This window comes from Bradyrhizobium sp. sBnM-33 (genome assembly GCF_032917945.1).
Lineage (GTDB): Bacteria > Pseudomonadota > Alphaproteobacteria > Rhizobiales > Xanthobacteraceae > Bradyrhizobium.
In genome coordinates, this window is sequence record NZ_CP136624.1 from 3,210,403 (window position 1) to 3,232,983 (window position 22,581).

The 22,581-nt window shown below is 61.8% G+C and carries 19 protein-coding genes and 4 pseudogenes; 15 read left to right on the top strand and 8 right to left on the bottom strand.

The annotated features are described in order from the left end of the window. Window positions 1-68: 68 nt before the first annotated feature. On the bottom strand, window positions 69-1,625 hold the full coding sequence (locus tag RX328_RS14835; protein WP_213252431.1) for a winged helix-turn-helix domain-containing protein: 1,557 nt from the start codon (window positions 1,623-1,625) through the stop codon (window positions 69-71). Window positions 1,626-1,772: 147 nt separating this feature from the next. Between RX328_RS14835 and RX328_RS14840 the strand changes: the two genes are divergently transcribed. After that, window positions 1,773-2,234 carry a GNAT family N-acetyltransferase gene (locus RX328_RS14840; RefSeq protein ID WP_317258739.1) on the top strand — a complete coding sequence of 154 codons (462 nt, stop codon included), beginning with the start codon at window positions 1,773-1,775 and terminating at the stop codon, window positions 2,232-2,234. A gap of 77 nt (window positions 2,235-2,311) precedes the next feature. On the opposite strand, the pseudogene RX328_RS14845 reads toward RX328_RS14840, so the two are convergent. Continuing rightward, window positions 2,312-2,652 (bottom strand): annotated as a pseudogene (locus RX328_RS14845) (helix-turn-helix domain-containing protein); the annotation flags it as partial. A gap of 209 nt (window positions 2,653-2,861) precedes the next feature. Beyond that, window positions 2,862-3,335: pseudogene (locus tag RX328_RS14850) on the bottom strand (FAD-binding oxidoreductase); the annotation flags it as partial. Between the two features lie 917 nt (window positions 3,336-4,252). Between RX328_RS14850 and RX328_RS14855 the strand changes: the two are divergent. The 14 genes and pseudogenes from RX328_RS14855 to RX328_RS14910 all read left to right on the top strand — a co-directional run bounded on the left by RX328_RS14855 (window position 4,253) and on the right by RX328_RS14910 (window position 16,287). Beyond that, on the top strand, window positions 4,253-6,112 hold the full coding sequence (locus RX328_RS14855; RefSeq protein WP_213252433.1) for a conjugal transfer protein TraG: 1,860 nt from the start codon (window positions 4,253-4,255) through the stop codon (window positions 6,110-6,112). Continuing rightward, window positions 6,109-6,246, top strand: coding sequence for a hypothetical protein (locus tag RX328_RS43595; RefSeq protein ID WP_213252434.1), 138 nt, complete (start codon window positions 6,109-6,111; stop codon window positions 6,244-6,246). Before RX328_RS14855 ends, RX328_RS43595 begins: the two co-directional genes overlap by 4 nt. 9 nt (window positions 6,247-6,255) lie before the next feature. After that, window positions 6,256-6,690 carry a CopG family transcriptional regulator gene (locus tag RX328_RS14860; RefSeq protein WP_213252435.1) on the top strand — a complete coding sequence of 145 codons (435 nt, stop codon included), beginning with the start codon at window positions 6,256-6,258 and terminating at the stop codon, window positions 6,688-6,690. 130 nt (window positions 6,691-6,820) lie between these two features. Further along, window positions 6,821-7,789 carry a P-type conjugative transfer ATPase TrbB gene (gene trbB / locus RX328_RS14865; protein ID WP_312018030.1) on the top strand — a complete coding sequence of 323 codons (969 nt, stop codon included), beginning with the start codon at window positions 6,821-6,823 and terminating at the stop codon, window positions 7,787-7,789. A 23-nt stretch (window positions 7,790-7,812) separates the two neighbouring features. Next, window positions 7,813-8,109, top strand: coding sequence for a TrbC/VirB2 family protein (locus RX328_RS14870; RefSeq protein WP_249726548.1), 297 nt, complete (start codon window positions 7,813-7,815; stop codon window positions 8,107-8,109). Beyond that, a complete protein-coding gene (locus tag RX328_RS14875; protein WP_213252437.1) occupies window positions 8,109-8,372 on the top strand; it encodes a VirB3 family type IV secretion system protein in 264 nt (87 codons plus the stop codon). The genes RX328_RS14870 and RX328_RS14875 overlap by 1 nt, the downstream gene beginning before the upstream one ends. A gap of 7 nt (window positions 8,373-8,379) precedes the next feature. Next, entirely contained in the window at window positions 8,380-10,821 is a 2,442-nt protein-coding gene (gene trbE, locus RX328_RS14880; RefSeq protein ID WP_213252438.1) for a conjugal transfer protein TrbE, read from the top strand. Next, entirely contained in the window at window positions 10,818-11,555 is a 738-nt protein-coding gene (gene trbJ, locus RX328_RS14885) for a P-type conjugative transfer protein TrbJ (RefSeq protein ID WP_213252439.1), read from the top strand. The genes trbE and trbJ overlap by 4 nt, the downstream gene beginning before the upstream one ends. Window positions 11,556-11,581: 26 nt before the next feature. Continuing rightward, a complete protein-coding gene (trbK-alt, locus tag RX328_RS43600) occupies window positions 11,582-11,935 on the top strand; it encodes a putative entry exclusion protein TrbK-alt (RefSeq protein WP_409410821.1) in 354 nt (117 codons plus the stop codon). 4 nt (window positions 11,936-11,939) lie between these two features. After that, window positions 11,940-13,187, top strand: a complete 1,248-nt coding sequence (gene trbL, locus RX328_RS14890) for a P-type conjugative transfer protein TrbL (protein WP_213252441.1) — start codon at window positions 11,940-11,942, stop codon at window positions 13,185-13,187. Further along, window positions 13,187-13,870, top strand: a complete 684-nt coding sequence (gene trbF / locus RX328_RS14895) for a conjugal transfer protein TrbF (RefSeq protein WP_213252442.1) — start codon at window positions 13,187-13,189, stop codon at window positions 13,868-13,870. The genes trbL and trbF overlap by 1 nt, the downstream gene beginning before the upstream one ends. A 44-nt stretch (window positions 13,871-13,914) precedes the next feature. Continuing rightward, complete coding sequence (trbG, locus tag RX328_RS14900; RefSeq protein WP_249726549.1) at window positions 13,915-14,850, top strand: P-type conjugative transfer protein TrbG; 936 nt, start codon at window positions 13,915-13,917, stop codon at window positions 14,848-14,850. A gap of 62 nt (window positions 14,851-14,912) precedes the next feature. Next, window positions 14,913-16,043, top strand: a pseudogene (locus RX328_RS14905) (TrbI/VirB10 family protein). Window positions 16,044-16,047: 4 nt separating this feature from the next. Then, window positions 16,048-16,287, top strand: a complete 240-nt coding sequence (locus RX328_RS14910) for a DUF2274 domain-containing protein (protein ID WP_213252443.1) — start codon at window positions 16,048-16,050, stop codon at window positions 16,285-16,287. Here the strand turns inward: RX328_RS14910 and RX328_RS14915 are convergent. The 5 genes and pseudogenes from RX328_RS14915 to RX328_RS14940 form a co-directional block, all read right to left on the bottom strand. Beyond that, window positions 16,263-17,219, bottom strand: coding sequence for a LysR family transcriptional regulator (locus tag RX328_RS14915; protein WP_213252444.1), 957 nt, complete (start codon window positions 17,217-17,219; stop codon window positions 16,263-16,265). The genes RX328_RS14910 and RX328_RS14915 overlap by 25 nt on opposite strands. Window positions 17,220-17,691: 472 nt before the next feature. Continuing rightward, window positions 17,692-18,060: pseudogene (locus tag RX328_RS43605) on the bottom strand (zinc-binding dehydrogenase); the annotation flags it as partial. A gap of 1,007 nt (window positions 18,061-19,067) precedes the next feature. Next, window positions 19,068-19,457 carry a hypothetical protein gene (locus tag RX328_RS14930; protein ID WP_312018031.1) on the bottom strand — a complete coding sequence of 130 codons (390 nt, stop codon included), beginning with the start codon at window positions 19,455-19,457 and terminating at the stop codon, window positions 19,068-19,070. Between the two features lie 74 nt (window positions 19,458-19,531). Further along, the gene (locus RX328_RS14935; RefSeq protein ID WP_213252446.1) at window positions 19,532-22,069 is read right to left on the bottom strand and encodes an NAD-dependent epimerase/dehydratase family protein; all 2,538 of its coding nucleotides are present in this window, start codon (window positions 22,067-22,069) and stop codon (window positions 19,532-19,534) included. Window positions 22,070-22,119: 50 nt separating this feature from the next. After that, the gene (locus tag RX328_RS14940) at window positions 22,120-22,563 is read right to left on the bottom strand and encodes a CBS domain-containing protein (protein ID WP_213252447.1); all 444 of its coding nucleotides are present in this window, start codon (window positions 22,561-22,563) and stop codon (window positions 22,120-22,122) included. Window positions 22,564-22,581 lie beyond the last annotated feature (18 nt).

A 22,581-nucleotide genomic window follows, 5' to 3' on the forward strand; every position in this document is an offset into this window, starting at 1 on the left:
CGGGGAAGTCCCGCCAAGTCGTTGGCGGACTTCCTAAATCTCGCTAATCGCCGGACCTGCCTGTCGCATCAGCGCTCCGCGACCCCGATGAGACGCAGGCCGCGGTAGTGGCGCTCATGCCCGGCGAGGTAGTTGGGATCGTCGGAGAAAATCCGCGCGCGCAGACTATCGATCGTGAGGCGGTAGCCCCCCATCGCCTCGCACCATGAATCGAGCGACCTTCGTCCCTCCTCGATCCGGCCCGCAAGGGCAAGCGAGGCAGCGAGAAAAGTCGCACAATAGACCAAGCTGGGAGCAAGGTCGGTGGCTCGCACGAAATACGGAATTGCGAGCTCGTCGCGACCATGCCAGAAGTCGTATTGGCCTAAGAAATGATGCCACAGGCCGACGCCGCGGTCGCGCGGACTAAGCGCAAGCGCATGCTGGATTGGTGCCCGCATTTCCTCAAGACGGCCCATCAGGAAATGGACGTGGCCTGTATAGGCAAGGGCCTCGGCGTCACACGGATCGAGCGACAAGGCCCGACCGAAAGCGATCAGCGCCGCGTCGAAGCGGCGCTGACACTCCCGCACGTAGCCACGGCAAAACCAGGCTCGAGGCCAGTCCGGAGCTCGCGCGACCGCCCGCGTCGCCAGTTCGTCGGCCTGCCGCAGCTCGTCACGATCTGCAAGATCACGACTTTGCGCAGTGGCCCTTATGTTCTCTGCGACAATCGTGTAGGCCAACCCCGCCAGAGCCGACGCGTTCGATGAATCGGCGAGGAGCGCGCGGTCGAACCATCGCCGTGCCTCGGCGAGATCCTGGGGGACCCACAGCTCGCGATTTAGGGCGCTCCAACCGCGCAAGGCGCTGTGCTGCGCGCCAGCGGTGTGCGATGCCTCTTCGGATGGGCCCCGGGCGGCTTCCCGGTCCACTAGCTCCATGACCACCGCGTGTGCCAGCCGGCCTGAGATCTCTCCCTCCATCGGGCTGAGGCCGATGTGCCGGTGCTGGAACCGATCCGCCCAGATAGTCGCTCCGGTGGCGGCATCATCGATCATGGCAATGACCTGAACCACGCCCTCCACTGGCCGGATGGACGTACGCAGGACATAGCGGGCTTCGCCCGCGCCGATGACCACTGCATCGGGCACGCGCGAGAGCTGCACCATGAGATGCCGCCTGACCTCGACTCCAAGCGATTGAGACTGCTCGTCGTCGAGCAGGCTTTGGACGGGTGGTATCAGAATGGAAATGCCTCGGGACTCTAGCTGCCTGCCGACGTGAACCGTCGATCCGCTGGGCACACTGCTCCCCTCGGCCTGCGCGACCGCGACGGGCATAACGAAGCGATAACCGCGACCATGCTCGGTTCGAATGTAGTTGTCGGCCTCCCCTCCGTCGCGGAGCACGCGGCGAAGGGCCGCCATGTGTACGGTGAGGTTATTCTCCGCGACGACCCGGTCACCCCAGACTGCGTGCAGCAGATCGTCCTTGGTGACGAGTTCGCCCGCTCGCCTCAGCATGAGCAGCAGCAGTTCCGTTGCCCGGGAGTTGAGCAGCACCAATTCGCCTTGCTTTTCCAGCCGGCGGCTTAGAACGTGAAACGCGAAAGGCCCAAAGGCGAAACTGGAGGGTGCCTCCATGAATACCAAACTGATTAGCGGATTTTAGGAATCTATAGCAATGCATCGCGGCTGCATCAACGGAAATCGGCGCCGGTGAGCTCGAACCCATCCCGAGACGGAGAGTGTAAGATGCGAATGGTCGAAAATGATATGCGGATCAGGTCCATGGTGCGCCAGGACATGCCCGAGCTGCTGCGGCTGATGGAGGGCATCGTCAAGTTCGAGCGCGGCACAGACTTCCGACTCACTGAGGCCGAACTGCTGCACCGCGGCTTCGGCGAACGTCCTGAATTCGGCGCCTTCGTCGCCGACCGCGGCGACAGCATGCTCGCCGGCATGGCCGTGTACTACGAGATTCCTCTCATGCACACGCTGCGGCCGCTGCTCATGATGAAGTGGCTTTTCGTGGACCCGGATGTGCGCGGCCGCGGGATCGGCCGACGACTAATGGGGCGCATGGCCCGCCATGCGGTGGATACAGGGCACGAAAGGTTCTGCTGGTTCGTGCTGAAGGATAACGCACCAGCCCAGGCTTTCTACAAGGGCGTCGACGCGACCCCCGATCCGGACTGGGATCGCTGGCAATTGGGAGCGGAGGCGATCGCCCACTTGGCCGCCGATGGCTAGGACGTGAACTCATCAACGCTATGAGTACGCGCCCTGGTTCGGCGCTTAACTCAACAAGCGGTAGTCCCAGATTGCTGTTAACGCACGCGCCTCCGCCAATCGCTCGGGGTTTCGCCCGTTAGCTTTCTGAACGCCGCGGCGAAGGCGGTTTGCGAGGCATAGCCGAGCTCGGCTGCGACCGACACGATCGATGCGTCAGTGTCGCGCAGCATGTTCATGGCCTGCTCGAACCGGTGCTGGCGCAGCCAGGCATGCGGTGAAAGCCCGGTGCTTTCCTTGAAGGCACGGCAGAAATGGAAGCGCGACAGGCCGGCATCCGAAGCCAGCGCCGCGAGAGAGACGTCCGCGTCGCTGTCCGAGCGCAAGCGCTCGATGGCGCGGGCAGGACTTTCGGCGGCAGCCCGCCCATGGTCGGCTGATCGGCCCCATGGCGATTTGAACTGTCCCACCAGTTGAAAGTCGCATTCGAGCCGCGCCTGTGACGATGCCGAGAGTTCCCTCGCTTCCAACGAAGCACTGTTTGATATCGTAGCCTGTATTATTCTTCCGTAGTTTGCGCATGTCCGAAACCACCGTGCCGTCCGACAGAACCGCCTCGATCCCCAGGAGCAGATCGCGAGTCATCCCGTATCTGACGACGGACAGTCCGCCGGCGTTCGTTCCGATGTTGCCGCCGATCCGGCAACTGCCTTCCGCGCCGAGGCTGAGCGGCAACAGAAGTCCGGCGATCGCCGCAGCGTCCTGTACGTTCTTCAGGATGGCGCCGGCGTCGACAGAAATGCTCATGGAGACGGGATCGACTTCGCGGATCCTATCCATCCGCTCGAGGCTCACGATGACCTGCCGTCCGGAGGCGTCCGGCGTCGCGCCGCCGCAGTAGCTGGTGTTGCCGCCCTGCGGAACGATTCCGATGCCCTGTTGTGCCGCCAGCCGCACGATGTCGGCGACCTGCTTCGTCGTCGCCGGCTTCAGCACGGCCAGCGTTGACCCCGTGAAGAGCTGGCGTTGATCCGTTGTGTAGATGACGATCCGCTCTGGATCATCAACGACGCCCCCGCTATCCAGAAGGTCGCGAAAGGCGTGAACGTGTACCTGAGACATGCTTCAGCTCCCGATTTGGCGTCGGATCATCTTCGCGTTTGTGCGGCATTGCTTGCCGTTCGGTGGCGGTTCGGAAGATACCAACGCCGAAATGCCACGACGTTCGGCAGTTTGCGCTGCTTCAGCCTCGTATTGAACGTCTTCATGGCGAGCCCTTTTGGGCTTAGAGGCAATCCATGACTCGCCAGACAGTCTATCGGAGGCCAGTGTTTCGAAAACGGCGCGCTGCCAGTTCGACGGCGTCGCCGCCTACTCAACCGGTCGTTCGACGAGGGCGACCGGCTCTATCCGACGTGCGCGATTGCCCCCACCTGTCCGATACATTGGGACGAAGGCAGCGTCGCCGTGTTCAACGGACTATCGCGTCGAATGCTTAAACTCGCGGATCTGCGGAAGCTCGCCATGAGAACGGCCGTTCCATATCGCGCCCTCAGCCCCTCAAGAACTCCTTTCGGCAATAAACCCTTTTGAGTTCGCTTGTGCTGATCGCGTCAGGAACGGCAGATCCGATGTTGCCTCGTCTAACTCGGCAAGGTTGCACGCCGGCTCGACCGGCCGCTTCTGGCGCAAAGCGGACATTCCAACACCACGTTGGACGGTCCGCAACTGGAAGTGACGCCAACATCAGCGCTTCGATTATCGGCGAGCTTTTGCTTCGGGCCGCCAGTCTGTTGGAGTTGCCCGATCAACCTACCGAGCCGCAAGGAAGCTAAGCGCTGCGTCCCAGGCCACCGGCAGGCGAGAGGGGAGACAACTATCTCGTCCGATGCCAGGGCTAAATCCGCTTTCACACCTTTGGCGATACGTGGGGTACGCTCGGCGATTGACGCACCAATCTACTCGCCTGGATATCCGAAAATACGCGCGATCGGCAAAATGGCTTGTGTGCGGTTTACTAGGCATTTTGATTCCGTGCCATGTCCGCAACCAGAATACTTTGGGGCCAGATCGCCTGCGTCTTAATTGTCGTGCTCATCACGATGTGGGCCGCGACGCAATGGACGGCCTGGCGTTTCGGCTATCAGCCGCAACTCGGACACCCCTGGTTTGAGCTTGCACCGGGCGTTCCCATCTATCTGCCTCCGGCCTTCTTCTGGTGGTGGTATGCCTACGATGCCTACGCACCTGAAGTGTTCGTTGAAGGGGCATGCGTCGCTGCGTCCGGCGGGATCATCTCGATTATCGTTGCTTTCGCGATGTCGGTGTGGCGGGCTCGGGAGGCGGAGACGGCGGCCACATATGGTTCTGCACGTTGGGCCAACCAGCTTGAGATTCGAAGTGCCGGTCTTGCCGGGGCAGATGGCGTGATCCTCGGGCGGTTCGAGGGACTTTATCTGCGGCACGATGGACCTGAGCATGTGCTGTGCTTCGCCCCCACCAGATCCGGAAAGGGCGTCGGACTTGTTGTCCCGACCCTCCTGACCTGGCCGGGGAGTGCCATCGTCCACGACATCAAGGGTGAGAACTGGACCTTGACGTCCGGCTTTCGGGCCCAACACGGTCGGGTGCTGTTGTTTGATCCAACCAACTCACGGAGTGCAGCCTACAACCCTCTCTTGGAAGTGAGGCGAGGGGAGTGGGAAGTTCGTGACGTGCAAAATGTGGCCGACGTGTTGGTCGATCCCGAAGGCTCGCTGGAACGGCGCAATCACTGGGAGAAGACCAGCCACGCGCTACTGGTCGGAGCCATCCTTCACGTCCTCTATGCGGAGCAGGACAAGACGCTTGCCGGTGTTGCGAGTTTCCTGTCCGATCCGAAACGGCCAATCGAAACCACGCTCCGCGCGATGATGACCACGCGGCATCTCGTTGAAGCCGGGACCCATCCGGTGATCGCATCCGCAGCGAGAGAGCTATTGAACAAGAGCGAGAACGAACGGTCCGGCGTGCTGTCGACCGCGATGTCTTTCCTCGGCCTGTACCGCGACCCTGTTGTTGCCGAGGTGACGCGCCGCTGTGATTGGTGCATCCGCGATCTCGTTGAAGACGATCGGCCGACGACGCTCTATCTCGTTGTACCTCCATCCGACATCAGCCGCACCAAGCCCCTGGTGCGGTTGATACTCAACCAGATCGGTCGCCGTCTCACCGAGGAACTCCAAGCCAAGGGCCGCCGGCATCGATTGCTGCTCATGCTCGACGAGTTTCCGGCACTGGGAAGGCTTGATTTCTTCGAGTCAGCGCTTGCCTTCATGGCCGGCTACGGTCTCAAGAGTTTTCTCATTGCGCAGTCGCTCAATCAGATCGAAAGGGCATACGGGCCGAATAACGCGATCCTCGATAATTGTCATGTGCGCGTTTCCTTTGCGACCAATGACGAGCGTACGGCCAGGCGGGTTTCGGATGCGCTTGGGACTGCCACCGAATTAAGGGCGATGAAGAACTATGCCGGTCACAGGCTTAGCCCGTGGCTCGGCCATCTCATGGTTTCGCGACAGGAGACCGCGCGGCCATTGCTAACGCCCGGCGAGGTGATGCAGCTTCCGCCCGAGGACGAGCTGGTGCTGGTTTCCGGCGTGCCACCGATCCGCGCCAAGAAGGCGAGGTATTTTGAGGATCCACGTTTGACCGAGCGCGTGCTTCCACCGCCAAACTCAAGCTCCCTCGACCGCGACGGTAGGGCAGCGACAGACGATTGGAGCCGGCAGCCAGCTCCGCCGAATTCAAATGTTGCCGAGCCGGTAAGCATGTCGGGTGCTCGGCAATCTACCGCAAACTCCGGCATTCGCCGCGAGCCGGAGCTTCCGAGCATGAAAATATCGCGCCAGAGGCCTTGAAGCCTCCACCGGAGTTCGACTTCACGGAAGATGAGGGCGACAGTGACGCCATACGGGCGCGTGTGCTGCGCATGAACGTTCCCGGTCTGGCGCGTCAGGCCGCGATGGATCCAGGCGACGGCCTCGACCTCTAGGATGAGATAATGCGAACCAAGCACACGTTTCGTTTGCCTCCGGAGCTTGCGGGCCAGCTCGCCGATCATGCCAACCGCAAGAGAGTACCTCAGGCGCTCATCGTCGAAACTGCGCTGGCCTCATTCCTGTCGCCGAATAATTCGGAGCGGATGGAAGCGGCGCTCGGCCGTCGCCTCGACCGGCTGACCCGGCACGTCGAGCGGCTGGAGCGTCACATCACCATTTCAAATGAGGCATTGGCCTTGTTCGTGCGGTTCTGGCTGACGGCAACGCCGCCGCTGCCTGATACGGCGCAGCCCGCTGCGCAGGCCAAGGGCCGGGAACGGTATGAGGGGTTTGTCGAAGCGCTCGGGCGCCGGCTGGCCAGGGGCCAGACCCTGGCCCAGGAGATCTCGCTCGACATCGATCCGGCGCAAACGTCGCCAACCGTTCCTCGTAAGTGATCCCGCCATTTTTTTCTTTTGCTACGCCACGGCACGCCGACTGATTTCAGCTAGTTGCACGAGCGCGTAACCTGCCTTTTCTACTGATCCCCACCGCCGAGCTCATATCTCGGCGACCTTGGGGGCAAGCGTGGCAGTTCATTCCTTTCAGTCCGAGGCGGCCTCGCGTGGTGCACGCATGTTGCGCACCGCGCTCGGACCGGCGATAGCGGCTTGGCTCGAAGACGCTGGGATCGTCGAGGTCATGCTTAATCCCGATGGCCGGCTCTGGGTCGATCGGTTGTCGGGGGGCATGACAGATACCGGCGAGCGTCTCGCCGCAGCCGACGGCGAGCGCATCGTGCGGCTCGTTGCCCATCACGTCGGCGCTGAGGTTCATCCGGCAAGTCCCCGCGTCTCGGCCGAGTTGCCCGAGACGGGAGAGCGTTTTGAGGGGTTGCTGCCGCCTGTGGTGACCGCTCCAGCCTTTGCCATTCGCAAGCCGGCGCTAGCCGTCTTCACGCTCGACGACTATGTCGCCGCCGGCATCCTGACAGTTGCTCAGGCTGAAGGGCTGCGGAACGCTGTCCGGGACCGTCAAAACATCCTCGTGGCCGGCGGTACTTCGACCGGCAAGACCACGCTGACGAATGCGCTGCTGGCCGAGATTGCAAAAACTGCAGATCGCGTCGTGCTGATCGAGGATACGCGCGAACTCCAATGCAAGTCGGAAAATCTCGTGGCGTTGCGCACCAAGGACGGTGTGGCCTCCCTGTCCGACCTCGTGCGCTCTTCGCTCCGGCTACGCCCGGACCGAATTCCGATCGGTGAGGTGCGTGGCGCCGAGGCGCTCGATCTACTCAAGGCCTGGGGCACCGGCCACCCCGGGGGCGTCGGCACCATTCATGCCGGTACGGCGTTGGGTGCGCTTCGCCGCCTCGAACAGCTTATCCAGGAAGCCGTCATCACCGTGCCGCGCGCGCTGATCGCGGAGACCATTGATGTGATTGCCGTCCTCTCCGGCCGCGGCGCAGACCGTCGGCTGACGGCACTCGCGCGCGTCGATGGCCTGACGACCGAGGGCGACTACCTCATTTCACCCGCAGGAGACCCATCATGAACGGCGTCACATTGAGAAGCGGGATGATAGCTGTTGCGGTAGCCCTCAGCTCCGTGGCGATCTCGCCCACTGCAGAGGCCGCTGGCTCCAACATGCCGTGGGAGCAGCCGCTTAACCAGATCCTGCAGTCGGTCGAGGGGCCCGTCGCCAAGATTCTGGCCGTGATCATCATCATCGTCACGGGCCTTACGCTCGCCTTCGGCGACACTTCGGGCGGTTTTCGGCGCCTGATCCAGATCGTTTTCGGTCTGTCGATCGCGTTCGCAGCCTCGAGCTTCTTCCTGGCATTTTTCTCATTCGGCGGCGGAATGCTGATCTGATGGACGGGCCGGTTGATGGATTTGCAATTCCGGTGCACCGCGCGCTGACCGAACCGATCCTGCTCGGCGGCGCGCCGCGTGCGATCGCCATCGTCAACGGCACCGTTGCCGCTGCGCTCGGCCTCGGCCTGCGGCTGTGGATCGCGGGCCTCCTGATCTGGGCAATCGGTCATGCCGCTGCCGTCTGGGCCGCGAAGCGCGATCCGCTCTTTGTCGAGACTGCAAGACGCCATCTGCGCATCCCAATCCATCTGAATGTGTGAGCAACCAATGATGAACCTAGCCGAATATCGCCGCTCCACTACACGTCTTGCGGATTTCCTGCCATGGGCCGCACTGGTCGACGAAGGCATCGTCCTCAACAAGGACGGATCGTTTCAGAGGACTGCGCGTTTTCGCGGGCCCGATCTTGATTCCTCTGTTCCAGCAGAACTTGTTGCGGTTGCCGGCCGCCTCAATAACGCCTTGAGGCGCCTCGGATCCGGCTGGGCAGTGTTTGTTGAAGCGCAGAGGTATTCATCGAACGCCTATCCACCGAGCAGTTGTCCGGACGTGGCATCGGCGCTGGTCGATGCGGAGCGCCGGGCGCAATTCGAGGAAGAGGGAGCTCACTACGAGTCAGCCTATTTCCTCACCTTCCTGTATCTGCCGCCGGCCGAGGATGCGGCGCGCGCCGAGCGCCTCCTTTATGAGGGACCTGAGCGCGGGGAGGCTGCCGGCGCCCACCAGGTATTGCGCGGCTTTGTCGATCGGACCGACCGCGTGCTGCAACTGGTCGAAGGGTTTATGCCGGAGTGCCGATGGCTCGATGACGGCGAGACCCTGACGTACCTGCATGCTTGCGTCTCGACCAAGATACATCGCGTCCGCGTTCCCGAGATTCCCATGTATCTCGATGCGCTGTTGGCGGACGAGTCCCTGACGGGTGGGCTCGAGCCGATGCTGGGCGACCAACACCTGCGGGTGCTCACGATTGTTGGGTTCCCGACGGCAACCACGCCGGGGCTCCTGGACGATCTCAACCGGCTTGCCTTCCCTTATCGTTGGGCGACCCGGGCGATCATGCTCGACAAGGCAGACGCAACGAAGCTCCTGACCAGGATCCGGCGGCAATGGTTCGCCAAACGGAAATCCGTTGCCGCCATCCTGAAGGAGGTGATGACCAATGAGACTTCGTCTCTCATCGACACCGACGCCAGTAACAAGGCTATCGACGCCGACGCTGCGTTGCAGGAGCTCGGTTCCGATCTGATCGGAGAGGCATTTGTCACCGCCACGATCACGGTCTGGGACGAGAATCCGCGCATCGCGGACGAACGGTTGCGCTTGGTCGAGAAGGTCATTCAGGGACGCGACTTCACGTGCATGGTGGAGACCATCAATGCCGTCGATGCCTGGCTGGGCTCGTTGCCCGGCCACGTCTATGCCAATGTCCGGCAGCCGCCGGTTTCGACCCTGAACATCGCCCATATGATTCCATTGTCCGCGGTTTGGGCAGGGCCGGCGAGGGACGCGCATCTCGGTGCGCCGCCGCTATTCTTCGCACGCACGGAAGGATCCACGCCGTTTCGTTTTTCCCTCCACGTCGGGGACGTCGGGCACACGCTGGTGGTCGGCCCGACCGGTGCGGGCAAGTCCGTGCTGCTTGCGCTGATGGCGCTGCAGTTCCGCCGCTATCCAAGCTCCCAGATCTTTGCCTTCGATTTCGGCGGGTCGATCAGGGCCGCGGCGCTCGCCATGAAGGGCGATTGGCACGATCTTGGCGGTGCGCTGTCCGATAGCGCCTCCGAGCCGGTCGCCCTGCAGCCGCTAGCCATGATTGACGATGCGGCCGAGCGCGGCTGGGCGGCGGAATGGATCGCAGCCATTCTCGCCCGCGAAAAGATCGACATGACGCCTGAAGCCAAGGAGCATCTTTGGTCGGCGCTGTCTTCGTTGGCGTCGGCACCTATTGGCGAACGGACGCTGACCGGTCTGTCCGTGCTACTCCAATCCCAGAGCCTGAAACGGGCGCTTCAACCCTATTGCCTCGGCGGCCCCTTTGGCCGGTTGCTCGATGCTGAAGCCGAGCGGTTGGGCTCTGCTCCGGTCCAGGTGTTCGAAACCGAGAGGCTGATCGGCACCGGAGCCGCACCGGCCGTGCTCGCCTATCTCTTCCATCGGATCGAAGGCCAGCTCGACGGAAGGCCGACGCTACTCATTCTCGACGAAGGTTGGCTCGCACTCGATGATGAAGGATTTGCCGGTCAGATCCGCGAATGGCTGAAGACGCTGCGCAAGAAGAATGCCTCCGTCGTCTTTGCCACCCAGTCGCTCTCGGATATCGACGGCTCCGCGATTGCGGCCGTCATCGTCGAGAGCTGTCCGACGCGGCTGTTTCTGCCGAATGAGCGGGCGATCGAGCCGCAGATCTCGGCTATCTATCGGCGCTTCGGCCTCAACGACCGGCAGATCGAGATTCTCGCGCGCGCCACGCCAAAGCGGGACTACTATTGCCAGTCCCGGCGCGGCAATCGCATGTTCGAACTCGGTCTTGAAGAGTTCGCGCTCGCCTTTACGGCCGCTTCATCAAAGTCCGATCAGGCAATGATCGAGCGCGTGCTGGCCGAACATGGCCGTGAGGGGTTTGTCACCGGCTGGCTCGCCGCACGTGGGCAGGGTTGGGCCGCCGATCTCATACCCGGTCTCATCAAGCAGGAAGGCTTGTCATGAAGCGCCGCCGTCACCTCTCAGCGGTGGGTGCGCTCGCAATTGCGATTGTATGTACCGCTTCGCCAACATCCGGCCAGTTGATCGTGTTCGATCCTAATAACTATGCGCAGAACGTGCTCACGGCTGCACGTGAGCTGCAGCAGATCAATAACCAGATCACCTCGCTGCAGAACCAGGCGCAGATGCTGATCAACCAGGCCAAGAATCTCGCCAGCCTGCCGTATTCCTCGTTGCAACAGCTCGAGCAGTCGATCCAGCGAACCCAACAGCTTCTCGCCCAGGCGCAGCGCATTGCCTATGACATCAATCAGATCGATCGGGCGTTCTCGACGACCTATGCGCCCGTTTCGGCGAACGAATCAGATCAAGCGCTGATCGCGAATGCGCAAACACGCTGGCAGAATTCTGTGGCGGGCTTGCAGGATGCTTTACGCGTTCAGGCGACCGTGGTTGGCAATCTCGACACCCATCGCAAGGAGATGTCGGCCCTCGTCAGCTCAAGCCAGGGCGCGACCGGCACGCTACAGGTCAGCCAGGCCGGCAATCAGCTTCTTGGCCTGCAGGCCCAGCAGCTCGCCGACCTTACGGCCGCAGTTGCCGCGCAGGGACGGGCGCAAACTCTCGAAACGGCCCAGCGTACCACCGCGCAGGATCAGGGCAGGGAGCAGCTTCGTCGCTTTCTTGCACCCGGTCGTGGCTATCAGCCTTCGATAGTTCGGATGTTTCACCAATGAGCGTACGTGGTGGACTTAAGCGGGTGATGCTTGTGACGACGGCGGCTGCCATCCCCATCCTTGTCGCAGCGTGCACAATCCAGCTCCGCGGCGACAGCGACGGTCCACCGGCTAGATCGTCGGCATCCCGGGCAACCAGTCCGCTTGGCGGCGAACTCGAACGCTGCCGGAAGGTCACCTCCGAGCAGGTTGCAGAACTCCAGGAGTGCCGTCTGATTTGGGCGGAGAACCGCCGTCGCTTCCTTGCATCAAGGAAAACACCGGGCGTTACTTCCGCCGATGCTCAACCAGGCAGCCCGACACCGTCGTTGGCGCAGCCCAAGCATCCCGATCGTCTCCCCCAGGGCTGGCCGCCCGTCGCAACAGCCGAACGCGAGTGATTCCATGGGTGGCACCGGCGTCATCGACCGATTCCTGGAAACGTTTACCCGCTATATCGACTCTGGCTTTGGGTTGCTTGGCAACGAAGTCGCCTTCCTCGCAACCACGCTTGCCGCGATCGATGTCACGCTGGCCGCTTTGTTCTGGGCGTGGGGTACCGACGAGGACATCATCGCTCGCCTCGTGAGGAAGACGCTCTTTGTCGGCGTGTTCGCTTACCTGATCGGCAACTGGAACAACCTCGCCCGCATTGTTTTCGAGAGCTTTGCCGGTCTCGGCCTGAAAGCCTCAGGGACCGGATTGTCCGCGGCTGAATTCCTGCGCCCGGGGCGGATCGCGCAGGTCGGCATCGATGCGGGGCGGCCGATCCTGGACTCGATCTCGGGATTGATGGGCTATGTCAGTTTCTTCGAAAATTTCGTCCAGATCGTGGTGTTGCTGTTCGCCTGGGTGATCGTGCTGCTCGCCTTCTTCATCCTCGCAATCCAGCTCTTTGTCACCCTGATTGAATTTAAGCTGACGACGCTCGCGGGCTTCGTCCTGATCCCGTTTGGGCTGTTCGGCAAGACGGCGTTCGCCGCTGAGCGCGTGCTCGGCAACGTCATCTCGTCAGGCGTCAAGGTTATGGTGCTCGCCGTCATCGTCGGCATCGGCTCGACGCTGTTTTCACAGTTTACCGCCGGATCGAGCAGCGCGCAGATCGGCATTGAAGATGCCATGGCCCTGGTGCTCGCGGCATTGACGCTCCTGGGCTTAGGGATCTTTGGGCCCGGCATCGCCAATGGCATCGTGTCCGGCGGTCCGCAACTTGGCGCCGGAGCCGCCGCGGGCACGGGGTTAGCTGCCGGCGGGGTCGTGGTGGCCGGAGCGGGTCTCGCTGCCGGAAGCGCCGGTGCACTCGCCCGCGCGGCGCGCGGGGCTACGGCGCTAGCGGGTAGCGCGAGCGGGGCGTTCCGGGCGGGTGGTTTGTCCGGCGTCGCGGATGCCGCCGCGTCCGCGATGACGAGCCCGCTTCGTCGCGCCGTGGCTGCAAGCGGCTCGGCTTCAACTGGTGGCACGGCAGCCGGTGAAGCCGGCGCAGCTCAGCCGCCGGCAAGTTCCTCACCTCCGGACAGTCAGTCCAGCTCGGCCAGACGCATGAAGCGGATGCAGACCATGAGTCAGGGGGTGTCGGCCGCTACCAACGTCGTTCGCACTGCCGACCATGGTGGAGGAGGCGCCTCCGTCGATCTCTCCGAAGGAGGGAAGTGATGTTCAAACGACCATCCGTTCATTATGGCCGCACGCCCGCGCCCGTAACGCCCTATCAGAAAGCGGCGCAAGTGTGGGACGAGCGCATCGGCTCGGCGCGGGTGCAGGCCAAAAACTGGCGACTTATAGCCTTCGGTTCTCTGATCCTGTCGGCAGGACTTGCATCCGCACTTGTCTGGCAGTCAACGCAAGGTACCGTTACGCCCTGGGTCGTTGAGGTCGATCGTCTCGGCCAGGCACAGAGCGTCAGCCCAGCCAATCCCTTCTATCAGCCGACCGATCCGCAGATCGCGTTCCATCTGGCACGCTTCATCGAAGACGTACGTGGGCTTCCGGCCGACGCCGTCGTGCTGCGCCAGGACTGGCTGCGTGCCTATGACTTTACCACGGACCGCGGCGCCGCCGCCCTCAATGACCACGCCCGCGTCAACGATCCCTTTGCCAAACTCGGCAAGCTGCAGATCGCAGTGGAAATATCCAGCGTCATCCGTGCCTCGCCGGAAAGCTTTCGGGTCGCCTGGATCGAGCGCCGCTACGACAATGGGCAGCTTACCGCCACCGAGCGCTGGACCGCCATCCTCACCATCGTGATCGAAACTCCGCGCGATGCCGATCGTCTGCGCAAAAATCCTCTCGGGGTCTATGTCAACGCCATCAACTGGTCGAAGGAGCTTGGGCAGTGAATATGCAGATTCCTGGAGTCGCTAGCCCGAGTGTGCGCAAGGTCATGGGCCCGTTTCTGTTTGCTTGCATGTTTGCACTCAGCGGCTGTGCCACCTCCAAACCGCCGCAGATCAGCTACGACGACGATATCCCGCCACTTCCCAGTCCGCCGTCGCTGGCGGAGGATCGTCCGCGATCCCTTCACGTTCCGCCGTCCTGGACGCCGGCGAAGGGAGGCAAGAGGGGAAACGTTGAGGCAAAGGAGCCTATTGCGCGGATCGAGACCGCCAATGACGCTGCGCGCGTCGAGCCGCGTAGCGCCGGCTACTTCAATGCTGTGCAGGTCTTCCCTTTTAGTCCCGGCGCCCTCTATCAGATCTACGCGAGCCCCGGACAGATCACCGATATCGCACTCGAGCCTGGCGAGCAGCTCACGGGTTCGGGGCCGGTATCGGCTGGCGATACCGTGCGCTGGGTCGTTGGCGACACCGAAAGCGGAAGCGGCGATACCAGACGTGTCCACATCATGGTCAAGCCGACGCGGCCTTCGATTGAGACCAACCTCGTGGTCAACACCGACCGGCGCACCTATCTCATCGAGCTGCGCTCGCGTGAAAAACCCTACATGCCATCAGTCGCCTGGTTCTATCCCGAGGACAGGCCCGGCCGTGCCCGAGCTGTTTCCCCGACGCCAGTTCTTCCTGACTCTTCTCAGCGGCGCTTTCGCTACACCCTCGAGGGCGACAATCCGCCTTGGCGGCCGGTCGGCGTCTATGACGATGGCCGCAAGGTCTATATCGAGTTCTCACCCGGCATCGTTCAGGGAGAAATGCCTCCGCTGTTTGTCATCGGTCCGGACGGCAATTCCGAGATCGTCAACTACCGAACCTATCGTAACGTGCTGATCGTCGATCGGCTGTTTGCCGCGGCCGAGCTGCGACTTGGTGGCGACCCTCAGCAAAAGGTCCGAATCATCAGAAGCGACGGGAGGCCGTCGTGACTGATAAGCAAACGACTGGCGCCGGTGGTCCTGGTTCTGCCTCGCCGAAGAGCACTGCGGAGATCGCCAGCTCACTGCGCCTGCGTCCAGAACGTCCGCCCGTGACTCGCCTGTCGCGTAAGGTATTGGCCGGGGGCACGGCACTCGCGCTCGTTCTCGTTTCCGCAGCCGTGCTGTGGGCCCTGCAGCAGAATCGCACGCGTGGTCCAGCTTCCGAAGAGCTGTACAGCATCGATCACCACAATGTGGCCGACGGCCTTGACGGGCTGCCACGCGACTATGCGGGCATTCCGCGCGAGGTGCCGCGCCTCGGGCCGTCATTGCCGGGTGATCTCGGTCGCCCCATTGTTGCGGCCCAGGCCCAGTCCGGCCCGCTTGCGGTCGATCCCGAGCAACAGCGGATGAGCCAGGAAAGCGAGGCCGCGCGCACCAGCAAAGTATTTGCGTCGACGAATGTTCGGCCACCGGCGGCAGCGACTCCTGCCGAGACGAACTCAAATGCCGCATCACCGTCCGATGAGGCGTTTGCCCAGAATGGACAGGACCGCAAGCTCGCTTTTATTAGCGTTGCCGTTGATCGGCGGACCACGAGCCCTGACCGTGTGGCGAAGCCAGCCTCGCGTTATGTCGTCCAGGCAGGGTCTGTGATTTCGGCCGCCCTTATTACGGGCATCCGCTCCGATCTGCCCGGGCAGATCATGGCGCATGTGACCGAACCGCTATTTGATACGCTGTCCGGTCAAACTTTGTTGGTGCCCCAGGGTGCGCGGCTGATAGGAATCTACGATAGCCACGTTACACATGGACAGTGACGCGTGCTCCTGGTCTGGACACGCCTGATCATGCCGAACGGCCGATCGATCGTCCTTGAGCGCCAGCCGGGTGCCGATACCGCAGGCTATGCTGGGCTTCACGACGAGGTCGATCATCACTGGGGCGAGCTGTTCAAGGCGGCGTTGCTGTCGACTTTGCTTGGTGTAGGAGCCGAACTTGGGTCCGGCTCGGATGCTGGCAACGGAAACAGCGCCATTCTGCAGGCCCTTCGCCGTGGGGCAGGGGATTCCCTGAACCAGACCGGTCAGCAGATCGTTCGGCGCAATCTCAACATCCAGCCGACCCTGACAATCCGGCCGGGTTTTCCGGTGCGGGTAATCGTCAATCGCGACCTCGTGCTCGAACCATACAGAGGCTGAAAAAATGGCAAAGCTGAAGCTCGGCGCCATTGCCGATGACAAGCCGGTAAAGCTCACCGTGGAACTGCCGGCCGATGTCCATCGCGACCTCGCGGCCTACACCGACATGCTTGCCCGCGAAACGGGGCAGTCGATCTCGGATCCGGCAAAGCTGGTCGCACCAATGCTGGCGCGATTCATGGCAACCGACCGAGCCTTTGCAAAGACCCGCCGCAAGGGTCAGCCTGCGCAAGGCAGGGGATAGCGCTCGCTCAACAGTTTGAGGAAGTTTGCCAGCGCCGGATTGTCATTGTCCTTGCGCCAATGTGCTGAATAATTTACCTGGCTCGGCCCCGTGCCGTCTCGTACCTCTCGATAAGTCAGGCCGGCAAAAGTGACGCCGATGTCGGACTCGGCCACCAAACTGACACCGAATCCTATGGATATGAGGGTCTTGATGATACCTCTGCTAACGTCATGGCGTTCGATCTTGGGACGGTCTGCTGTCGAGATCAGCTTCGCCAACAAGATATCCTCAAGTTCTCGTCCCGGGTCATAATGGCTGAGAAGGACCGTCTCATTCCGCAGGTCGGTCCAGTAGATCGCCTTCTTCCCAGCCAGTTGGTGTCCCTCAGGCAAGGCCACCAGGACGCGCTCGCTCCACAGCGGCAAGGCGTTGCTGTCAAAGACGTGTCCCCCGTCGGTCGCGATGACAATGTCGATTGCACCATTGCGTAAGGCGGTGACGAGGCGCATCCGCGACCTTTCGACCATGCCAAGTGCGACCTGTGGACACCGCTGCCTGAAATCTACCAACGTCGCCCGTAAATTGCCGGCCGACAGCGATGTATAGAATCCCACAGACAGCCGCCCAGCCTCGCCGCGTCCGTTAGACTTGGCTGACGTAACCAGCGCATCCATTTGTTCGAGAATTGACCGCGCCGTTCGGAGAAAATCCCGGCCAGCCGACGTGGCGCAGACGCCGCCGCTCGATCGCTCGAACACAATCACGCCTATTGATTCCTCGAGCTCCCGAATACAGCGGCTCAGAGTTGACTGCTGCGTCAACAACGCTTCTGCAGCCCGCCGAAAGCTGCCATACTCCGCGGAAACAACCGCATATCGGAGGTGTTGAAGGGGGATCGTTGCAGATTGATTGCGGAGAGATAAATATCTGTGGTCTTGTTCATCGGCCATTCGCGACCATGATGCTCTGAGAATGCAGGAGCATCGATAAGATATTTGGAATCGGGTGATTTCATCGGCAGGTTGTGTTTTTTATTGGGCCGATCCGTGCTCTGCCGTCAGCGTCCGGCAGGCGATGGGGCGCCATCCGGACCGCGTCGCCCGAGTAGCGCACGCTTCTCTCAGATCGTCGGATAAGCGACATCGCGTTACGCTACGCGTGGCGACTGCACCTCGTCGTGAACATCGCGCGGGCGAACCTGGAGGAGACCGGGATGTCCTATGGCCTGGAGATCGACATGATTGCAAAGGCGCACGGGCCTGAGCGATCGGTCGGCGCAAGTGCCTTGGTGAGCCCTCGCGCAGCACCATGGATGTCTCCCGAAGGGGAATTGTAACGCGCCAGATCGGCCTTGGTCTTGCCCCAGGCCATGTAGAAGCCAAAGTACAGGCCGATCACAGTGAGATTCTTCACTAGGATGATGTTCGCGGGAATATCCGGAATTCGGCCCGATGCGAATCCCATTGGCAGAAGACGGCCGAGTGTCGCGACGCAGCGCAGAGACTCGTCGAAGACGTCGCCGCCGGCGGGATCGAACACAACGTCCGCCCCGCGCCCCCCGGTGATCTCCAGGACCCGGTCGCGGAAGCCGCCCTTCCTACAGTCGATGGCATGATCGGCGCCGTATCTCTTGACTGCCTCAACTTTGCGATCGCCGCTGGCGGTCGCGATGATAGTCGCTCCCAACGCACGACCGATCTCAACGGCCGCCAGTCCGCTCGCACCCGCCGCGCCGTGGACGAGCAAGGTCTCGCCGGGTCGCAGGTTTGCGCGCAACTTCAAGCCGGGCATAGGCCGTCGCGTAAATGGTCGGAAACAGCGTCGAGCCTTCGAAGCTCAAGGGATCCGGAAGACGTTGGCGGCGTCCACGATCGCCTCGTCGGCGAAGCCTCCTGACGGCAGGCCGGCGCAAACGGTCTGACGCTCACTGCCGGCGGTGCTTTCCTGGTAGCGAGCGGAGGGTCCTTCTATTACGGGCTGACCGGATTGGCGTTGACCGCGAGCGGCGCCCACATCTTGAAAAAACAGCTTACACATCAATGGAGAGCTTACACATCAATGGAGATTGACTGACACTCTGTCCGCCGCTGCACTGTTCTCCGATGCATCCGATCGTTCGCACCGACAGCAGAACAATGGATCGCGCGACAATTCTCGTGATGTTACCCCCCAGTCACGGCGCAAACCGTAGTTTCTGAGTGTGGGGTCGTGACGGTCTCTCACTCATCGTCTTCAGCGCCACGTCGAAGAACTGGAGCTAGCGAAAAGGATGGCAAGCATCGCCGGCCATGCCTAAGCGACCGTCTGAAAGAGCAATTTGACATGACTGCATGTCCGGGATTTGGACCTACTCTTGTCCGCCGGATGGATCGCTCACAATCGGCGGCTCTTGGCAGCCTTCCATTACTGGGCCTCGCGAGTGCGAGAGCGATCGGGCCCCCTCCGATAGCAGTATGGCGAGGCTCCACCATGTGCCAAGCTCATGCCACCATACTAAGGACAACAGCGGTTCTTCGTGTCGGTGGGTTACGTGTAATTCCCTCCCTGGGCATCATTAATTCGCTTCGAAAATTGCTCTTATTTAGTCCTTGCTCTCAAGTGATCGCGAAGTTCACGGTAACGCGTGGGGTACCGGCACCATCAGACGAGTGAATTCGATCAAGACCGCAGGATGATCCCTTACGCGCGTTTTCCCATTGGCACCACGTTTCCATCGCTCCGCGGCACCAGGGACACGACTGCCGCCCTTGCGAGGTCTTCCAAGGCGGTCGCAATGTATTTCGCGTAGTGCCGTTCGATCATTTTGACTGAGGTGTTGTGCAGTTTGGCCCGACCTGTTGGATGGGCAGGCCCTTTCGGAGACCGCGCACGATGCTCGAGTGCCGCAAAGCATAGGGAATCACCTCCGGCATACGGGCGTGCTCGCGAATGGCCATCCACGGACGTGCAAGTTCGCCTCTTTTCCACGGACCGCGTTCAGACTTCTTCCACGCAATGCCTCCCGGCTCCTGTTCATGGATCCATCGCTCGAAAAGAGGTGCATCGCTTGGCCGCCCGGCGATTGCGGGCAAAAGCACCTCAATCACATCGTCGCCCACCGGCACCGGGTCTGAGCCGCCAAAGCCGCCGCGCCCCTTGCAGGAGCCCGGCACCATCAGACGCCGTGCAGAAACCTGTACGTCGCTCACGCGCATTCGCCTGACCTGGGCATACCGCGCGCCGGTCCCGGCCAGACATACACAATGGACACTCGTGACACCCACTACACCAGCACGCGGCTCCAGTTTCCGTACCGATCTCGGATCGGGCCGCGGCGGACGCTCAGAGCGATGAGCGCGACGCCTGAAACGACGCTGGCGATAGTCGCAACCATGTCTGCGCCGTACACAAAGGGTGTGACGAATAGCGCGGCGCCGAGCAGGGCGTTAACATACCGCACCGGGCGGGCGACATCCGCCGCCGCGATTGAGACCATGGTCAGGACGAGGGAGCCGATCAGGTGATCGGCGTTGGCCTGGGCGCCTTCAGCGCCGACAGTTAAGCGCGTGAACAGCAGCGACAGGCCGATGACGGCGGAAACAGCAAGGTTCCATGGCAGGCTGACGCCGCTGCCAATCATGTCCTCGACGATGGTCCCAGGCGGCCGGTCGAACTCGTCTTTGAGTGGCGCGGGATGTCGAGGGTCCGGCATCTCGTCAGTGCCGCCGACAAGAAGCACGCGTAGCCAACTCTGGCCCGCCTTTATCCGGCGACGCATGAACTGCAATGTCGCGAGCAATTCGTCCAAGGAATAGGGGATTTGAACGAGTACCGCCGCGGCTGCGATCAAGGCAAGCGTGCTCCAAGTTCCGATGACAATCGGCTGAATCACGATGAAGATGATCGAGGTGATGCCGAGAGGCGCAATCATCAGGCCGAACAGCAACACAAGCCAGGGCATTGTGCGCCAGCGCGCGCGCGAGCCGACGATGCCGGTGAGAATTTCGAGTAAGTAGGTGTAGCCGCCGACCGCAGCATCGGAGACTGGCCAAGCCTTTGAAACGGATGAAGTGATGATCTCTTCGGTGCCGTTTCTGGGGTCTGCCGCAGAGCCGGCGAAGAACGGCTCCCATACTTCGGGTATATGGCCCAGCTGGTACGCGGCGAGATAGCGAGAAACATAGAGGCCCACGAGCGCCAGCACGATGATGGGCAGCCGCTGCGTCCATGTCGACGGATTGTAGCTCCAGCCCGGCGGGATTTCAGGGCCGGTCAGCGCGGCGAGGGCCGAAGGTCCCGGGTCCGGCTTGGTGCAGACGGCAAGGCCGAAGATCAGCGCGCCGACAAACGTATCGGAGAGATAGGCGGCAGCGGTCGCGGTCGAAAACAGGAAGGGCGCAGCCATCACCAGCGAGCCGATGCCGGCGCAGGCCCAGCGTGCCCATTGCGCGCGCCAGGACAATGCCAATGCTGCGCAAACGAACAGGGCAGTCCCAAGGATCAACTCGCTCCAGCGCAGGAGCGGCTCGCTGACGTTGATCAGGGGCGGCTGCGTCACGAGCCAGGTTCCGAGACCCATGTTGACGAAGTGCGCCCAGCGGTTGGCCATGTGCTCAGCCCTGACTTGCGCCTCGTGGCGGACGGACAGCTCTTCCGGGTTTTCACCCAGTTTTCCGGCCGCGCTGAACCAGGCAGGGGGCGTAACGCCGTTCGCCTTGTACCAGCCGATCGGATCGTTCTTGAAGTCCGCAACGATGCGGGGCAGCACGTCTTTCAGACGGTGCCGCGGCTCCCACCCCAGCAGGTCCCGCGCACGCCGGATGTCCAGCGCGTAATGATCGTCGGCCATCGGAACCATAAACGGCTTGATGAACGGCGGCTCGCCCTTGTCGATCATGTCGGGGATGACCGGCTCAAGCTTGCCCTGTGCCCAGGAACCGGCAACGGCAACGGCTTTCGGCAGACGCATTGTCGGCCAGTCATTCGCGCCGTGCAGCAGATAGCCGAGCTCATCTTGGAGCGCGTCGTACCCGACCGCGTCCGGCTCGCCGACCAGGATTTCCGTTTCGGGCGGCAGTGCATTACGCCTATCGACGGCGCGGCAGAAGGCGTCGAGCATGTCCTCTCGATGAAGCATCGCCTGGCCGACAAGGGTGCTGCCTGAATAGAAGTAGCTCTGGAAGTCGCGCTCATAGATCCGCGCTATTTGCTGAGCTAATGTCGGAACCATGGAGTGCTCGTCATAGACCCCGGCTAATCGCAGAATCACATACGGTATTTTTTTGTGCTCCGCGCGGACGACGTTTTCAGCTTCCGCCTTTGATTGCGGGTACGCCCATCGGGGCTCGACCCGCCGGCCCTCGTCGATGCGCTCGCCGGGGTCGCAAGGCGCATGCACGAGCATTGTGCTCGAGTAGACGAATTGCCCGACGTTAAAGTCCTGCAGCGCGCGGAGCAGCCGGCGTGTACCCTCGACGTTGACAGTCCGGTAGAGCGGGTTATCCTTACCCGTAAAGTCAAAATAGGCGGCGAGGTGGATTACGCTTGCGATGTCCGAGCCGAACGCGTCGCGGAACTTCCAGAATGCCAGTTCGACAGCCGCATCTGATGTGAAATCCGCCTCGATAACCGGGAAGTCAGCGCCCTCGGTCGAAAGGTCAAGTCCTACGATTCGGTAGTCGCGGCAGAGAGCCGCGCCGAGAGAGCGGCCGAGATTCCCCGCTGCTCCCGTGATAAGGACGATCGGCCTGTGGTCCGAGGCGTTTTCACGAACGCTCGATTTTCTGCTCGATTTTCTGCTCGATTTTTCTCTTACAGGCATGGCATTTCATTCACGGCTCTTGTTTTCGCTCCCTCTTTTCCCCGCGGTCATCAACGATATCCGATACCCATGACGTAGGCGCGCAGGAGCAGTTCTTGATCCGTAACCTCCCTCAAGAGCGCTTGCAGCGCATCGCGTGCATTAACAACCCCGGAAGGCCGGGAATGCTGATCGACTATGGGAATATGCACAAAGCCGCGTTCTTTCATGATCGCCAAGACATCGTGCACCGAATCGTCTGGGCGGCAGGCGGTGACATCTCGCGTCATCACGGCGGCTGCGGTGATCGTATTGATGGCCTCTTGGCTGCTAGCGATCTGACGAACGACGTCGGTCTTCGTAATGACGCCGAGCATCACTCCATCTCGATCGCACACGACCACGAGCGCCCTGTGTGTATCGCACAGAAGCTTTGCTGCGTCCGCAAGCGAAGCATCAGCCTGTATCGTGATTAAACGCTCTAGCGCTTTCGGCAGTATGTTCTCAACAAGCATAGCGTCCTCTTGCCTGCC

Bases quoted from the DNA above. Each gene is read 5' to 3' on its own strand.
- RX328_RS14860 (WP_213252435.1), top strand. From the start codon at position 6,256: ATGCGAACCAAGCACACGTTTCGTTTGCCTCCGGAGCTTGCGGGCCAG.
- RX328_RS14875 (WP_213252437.1), top strand. From the start codon at position 8,109: ATGGACGGGCCGGTTGATGGATTTGCAATTCCGGTGCACCGCGCGCTG.
- RX328_RS14915 (WP_213252444.1), bottom strand. From the start codon at position 17,219: ATGGCCGATGAACAAGACCACAGATATTTATCTCTCCGCAATCAATCT.
- RX328_RS14835 (WP_213252431.1), bottom strand. From the start codon at position 1,625: ATGGAGGCACCCTCCAGTTTCGCCTTTGGGCCTTTCGCGTTTCACGTT.
- RX328_RS14855 (WP_213252433.1), top strand. From the start codon at position 4,253: ATGTCCGCAACCAGAATACTTTGGGGCCAGATCGCCTGCGTCTTAATT.
- trbK-alt (WP_409410821.1), top strand. From the start codon at position 11,582: ATGCTTGTGACGACGGCGGCTGCCATCCCCATCCTTGTCGCAGCGTGC.
- RX328_RS14870 (WP_249726548.1), top strand. From the start codon at position 7,813: ATGATAGCTGTTGCGGTAGCCCTCAGCTCCGTGGCGATCTCGCCCACT.
- trbL (WP_213252441.1), top strand. From the start codon at position 11,940: ATGGGTGGCACCGGCGTCATCGACCGATTCCTGGAAACGTTTACCCGC.
- trbF (WP_213252442.1), top strand. From the start codon at position 13,187: ATGTTCAAACGACCATCCGTTCATTATGGCCGCACGCCCGCGCCCGTA.
- RX328_RS14910 (WP_213252443.1), top strand. From the start codon at position 16,048: ATGGCAAAGCTGAAGCTCGGCGCCATTGCCGATGACAAGCCGGTAAAG.
- trbE (WP_213252438.1), top strand. From the start codon at position 8,380: ATGATGAACCTAGCCGAATATCGCCGCTCCACTACACGTCTTGCGGAT.
- RX328_RS14935 (WP_213252446.1), bottom strand. From the start codon at position 22,069: ATGCCTGTAAGAGAAAAATCGAGCAGAAAATCGAGCAGAAAATCGAGC.
- RX328_RS14940 (WP_213252447.1), bottom strand. From the start codon at position 22,563: ATGCTTGTTGAGAACATACTGCCGAAAGCGCTAGAGCGTTTAATCACG.
- trbJ (WP_213252439.1), top strand. From the start codon at position 10,818: ATGAAGCGCCGCCGTCACCTCTCAGCGGTGGGTGCGCTCGCAATTGCG.
- trbG (WP_249726549.1), top strand. From the start codon at position 13,915: ATGGGCCCGTTTCTGTTTGCTTGCATGTTTGCACTCAGCGGCTGTGCC.
- RX328_RS14840 (WP_317258739.1), top strand. From the start codon at position 1,773: ATGGTGCGCCAGGACATGCCCGAGCTGCTGCGGCTGATGGAGGGCATC.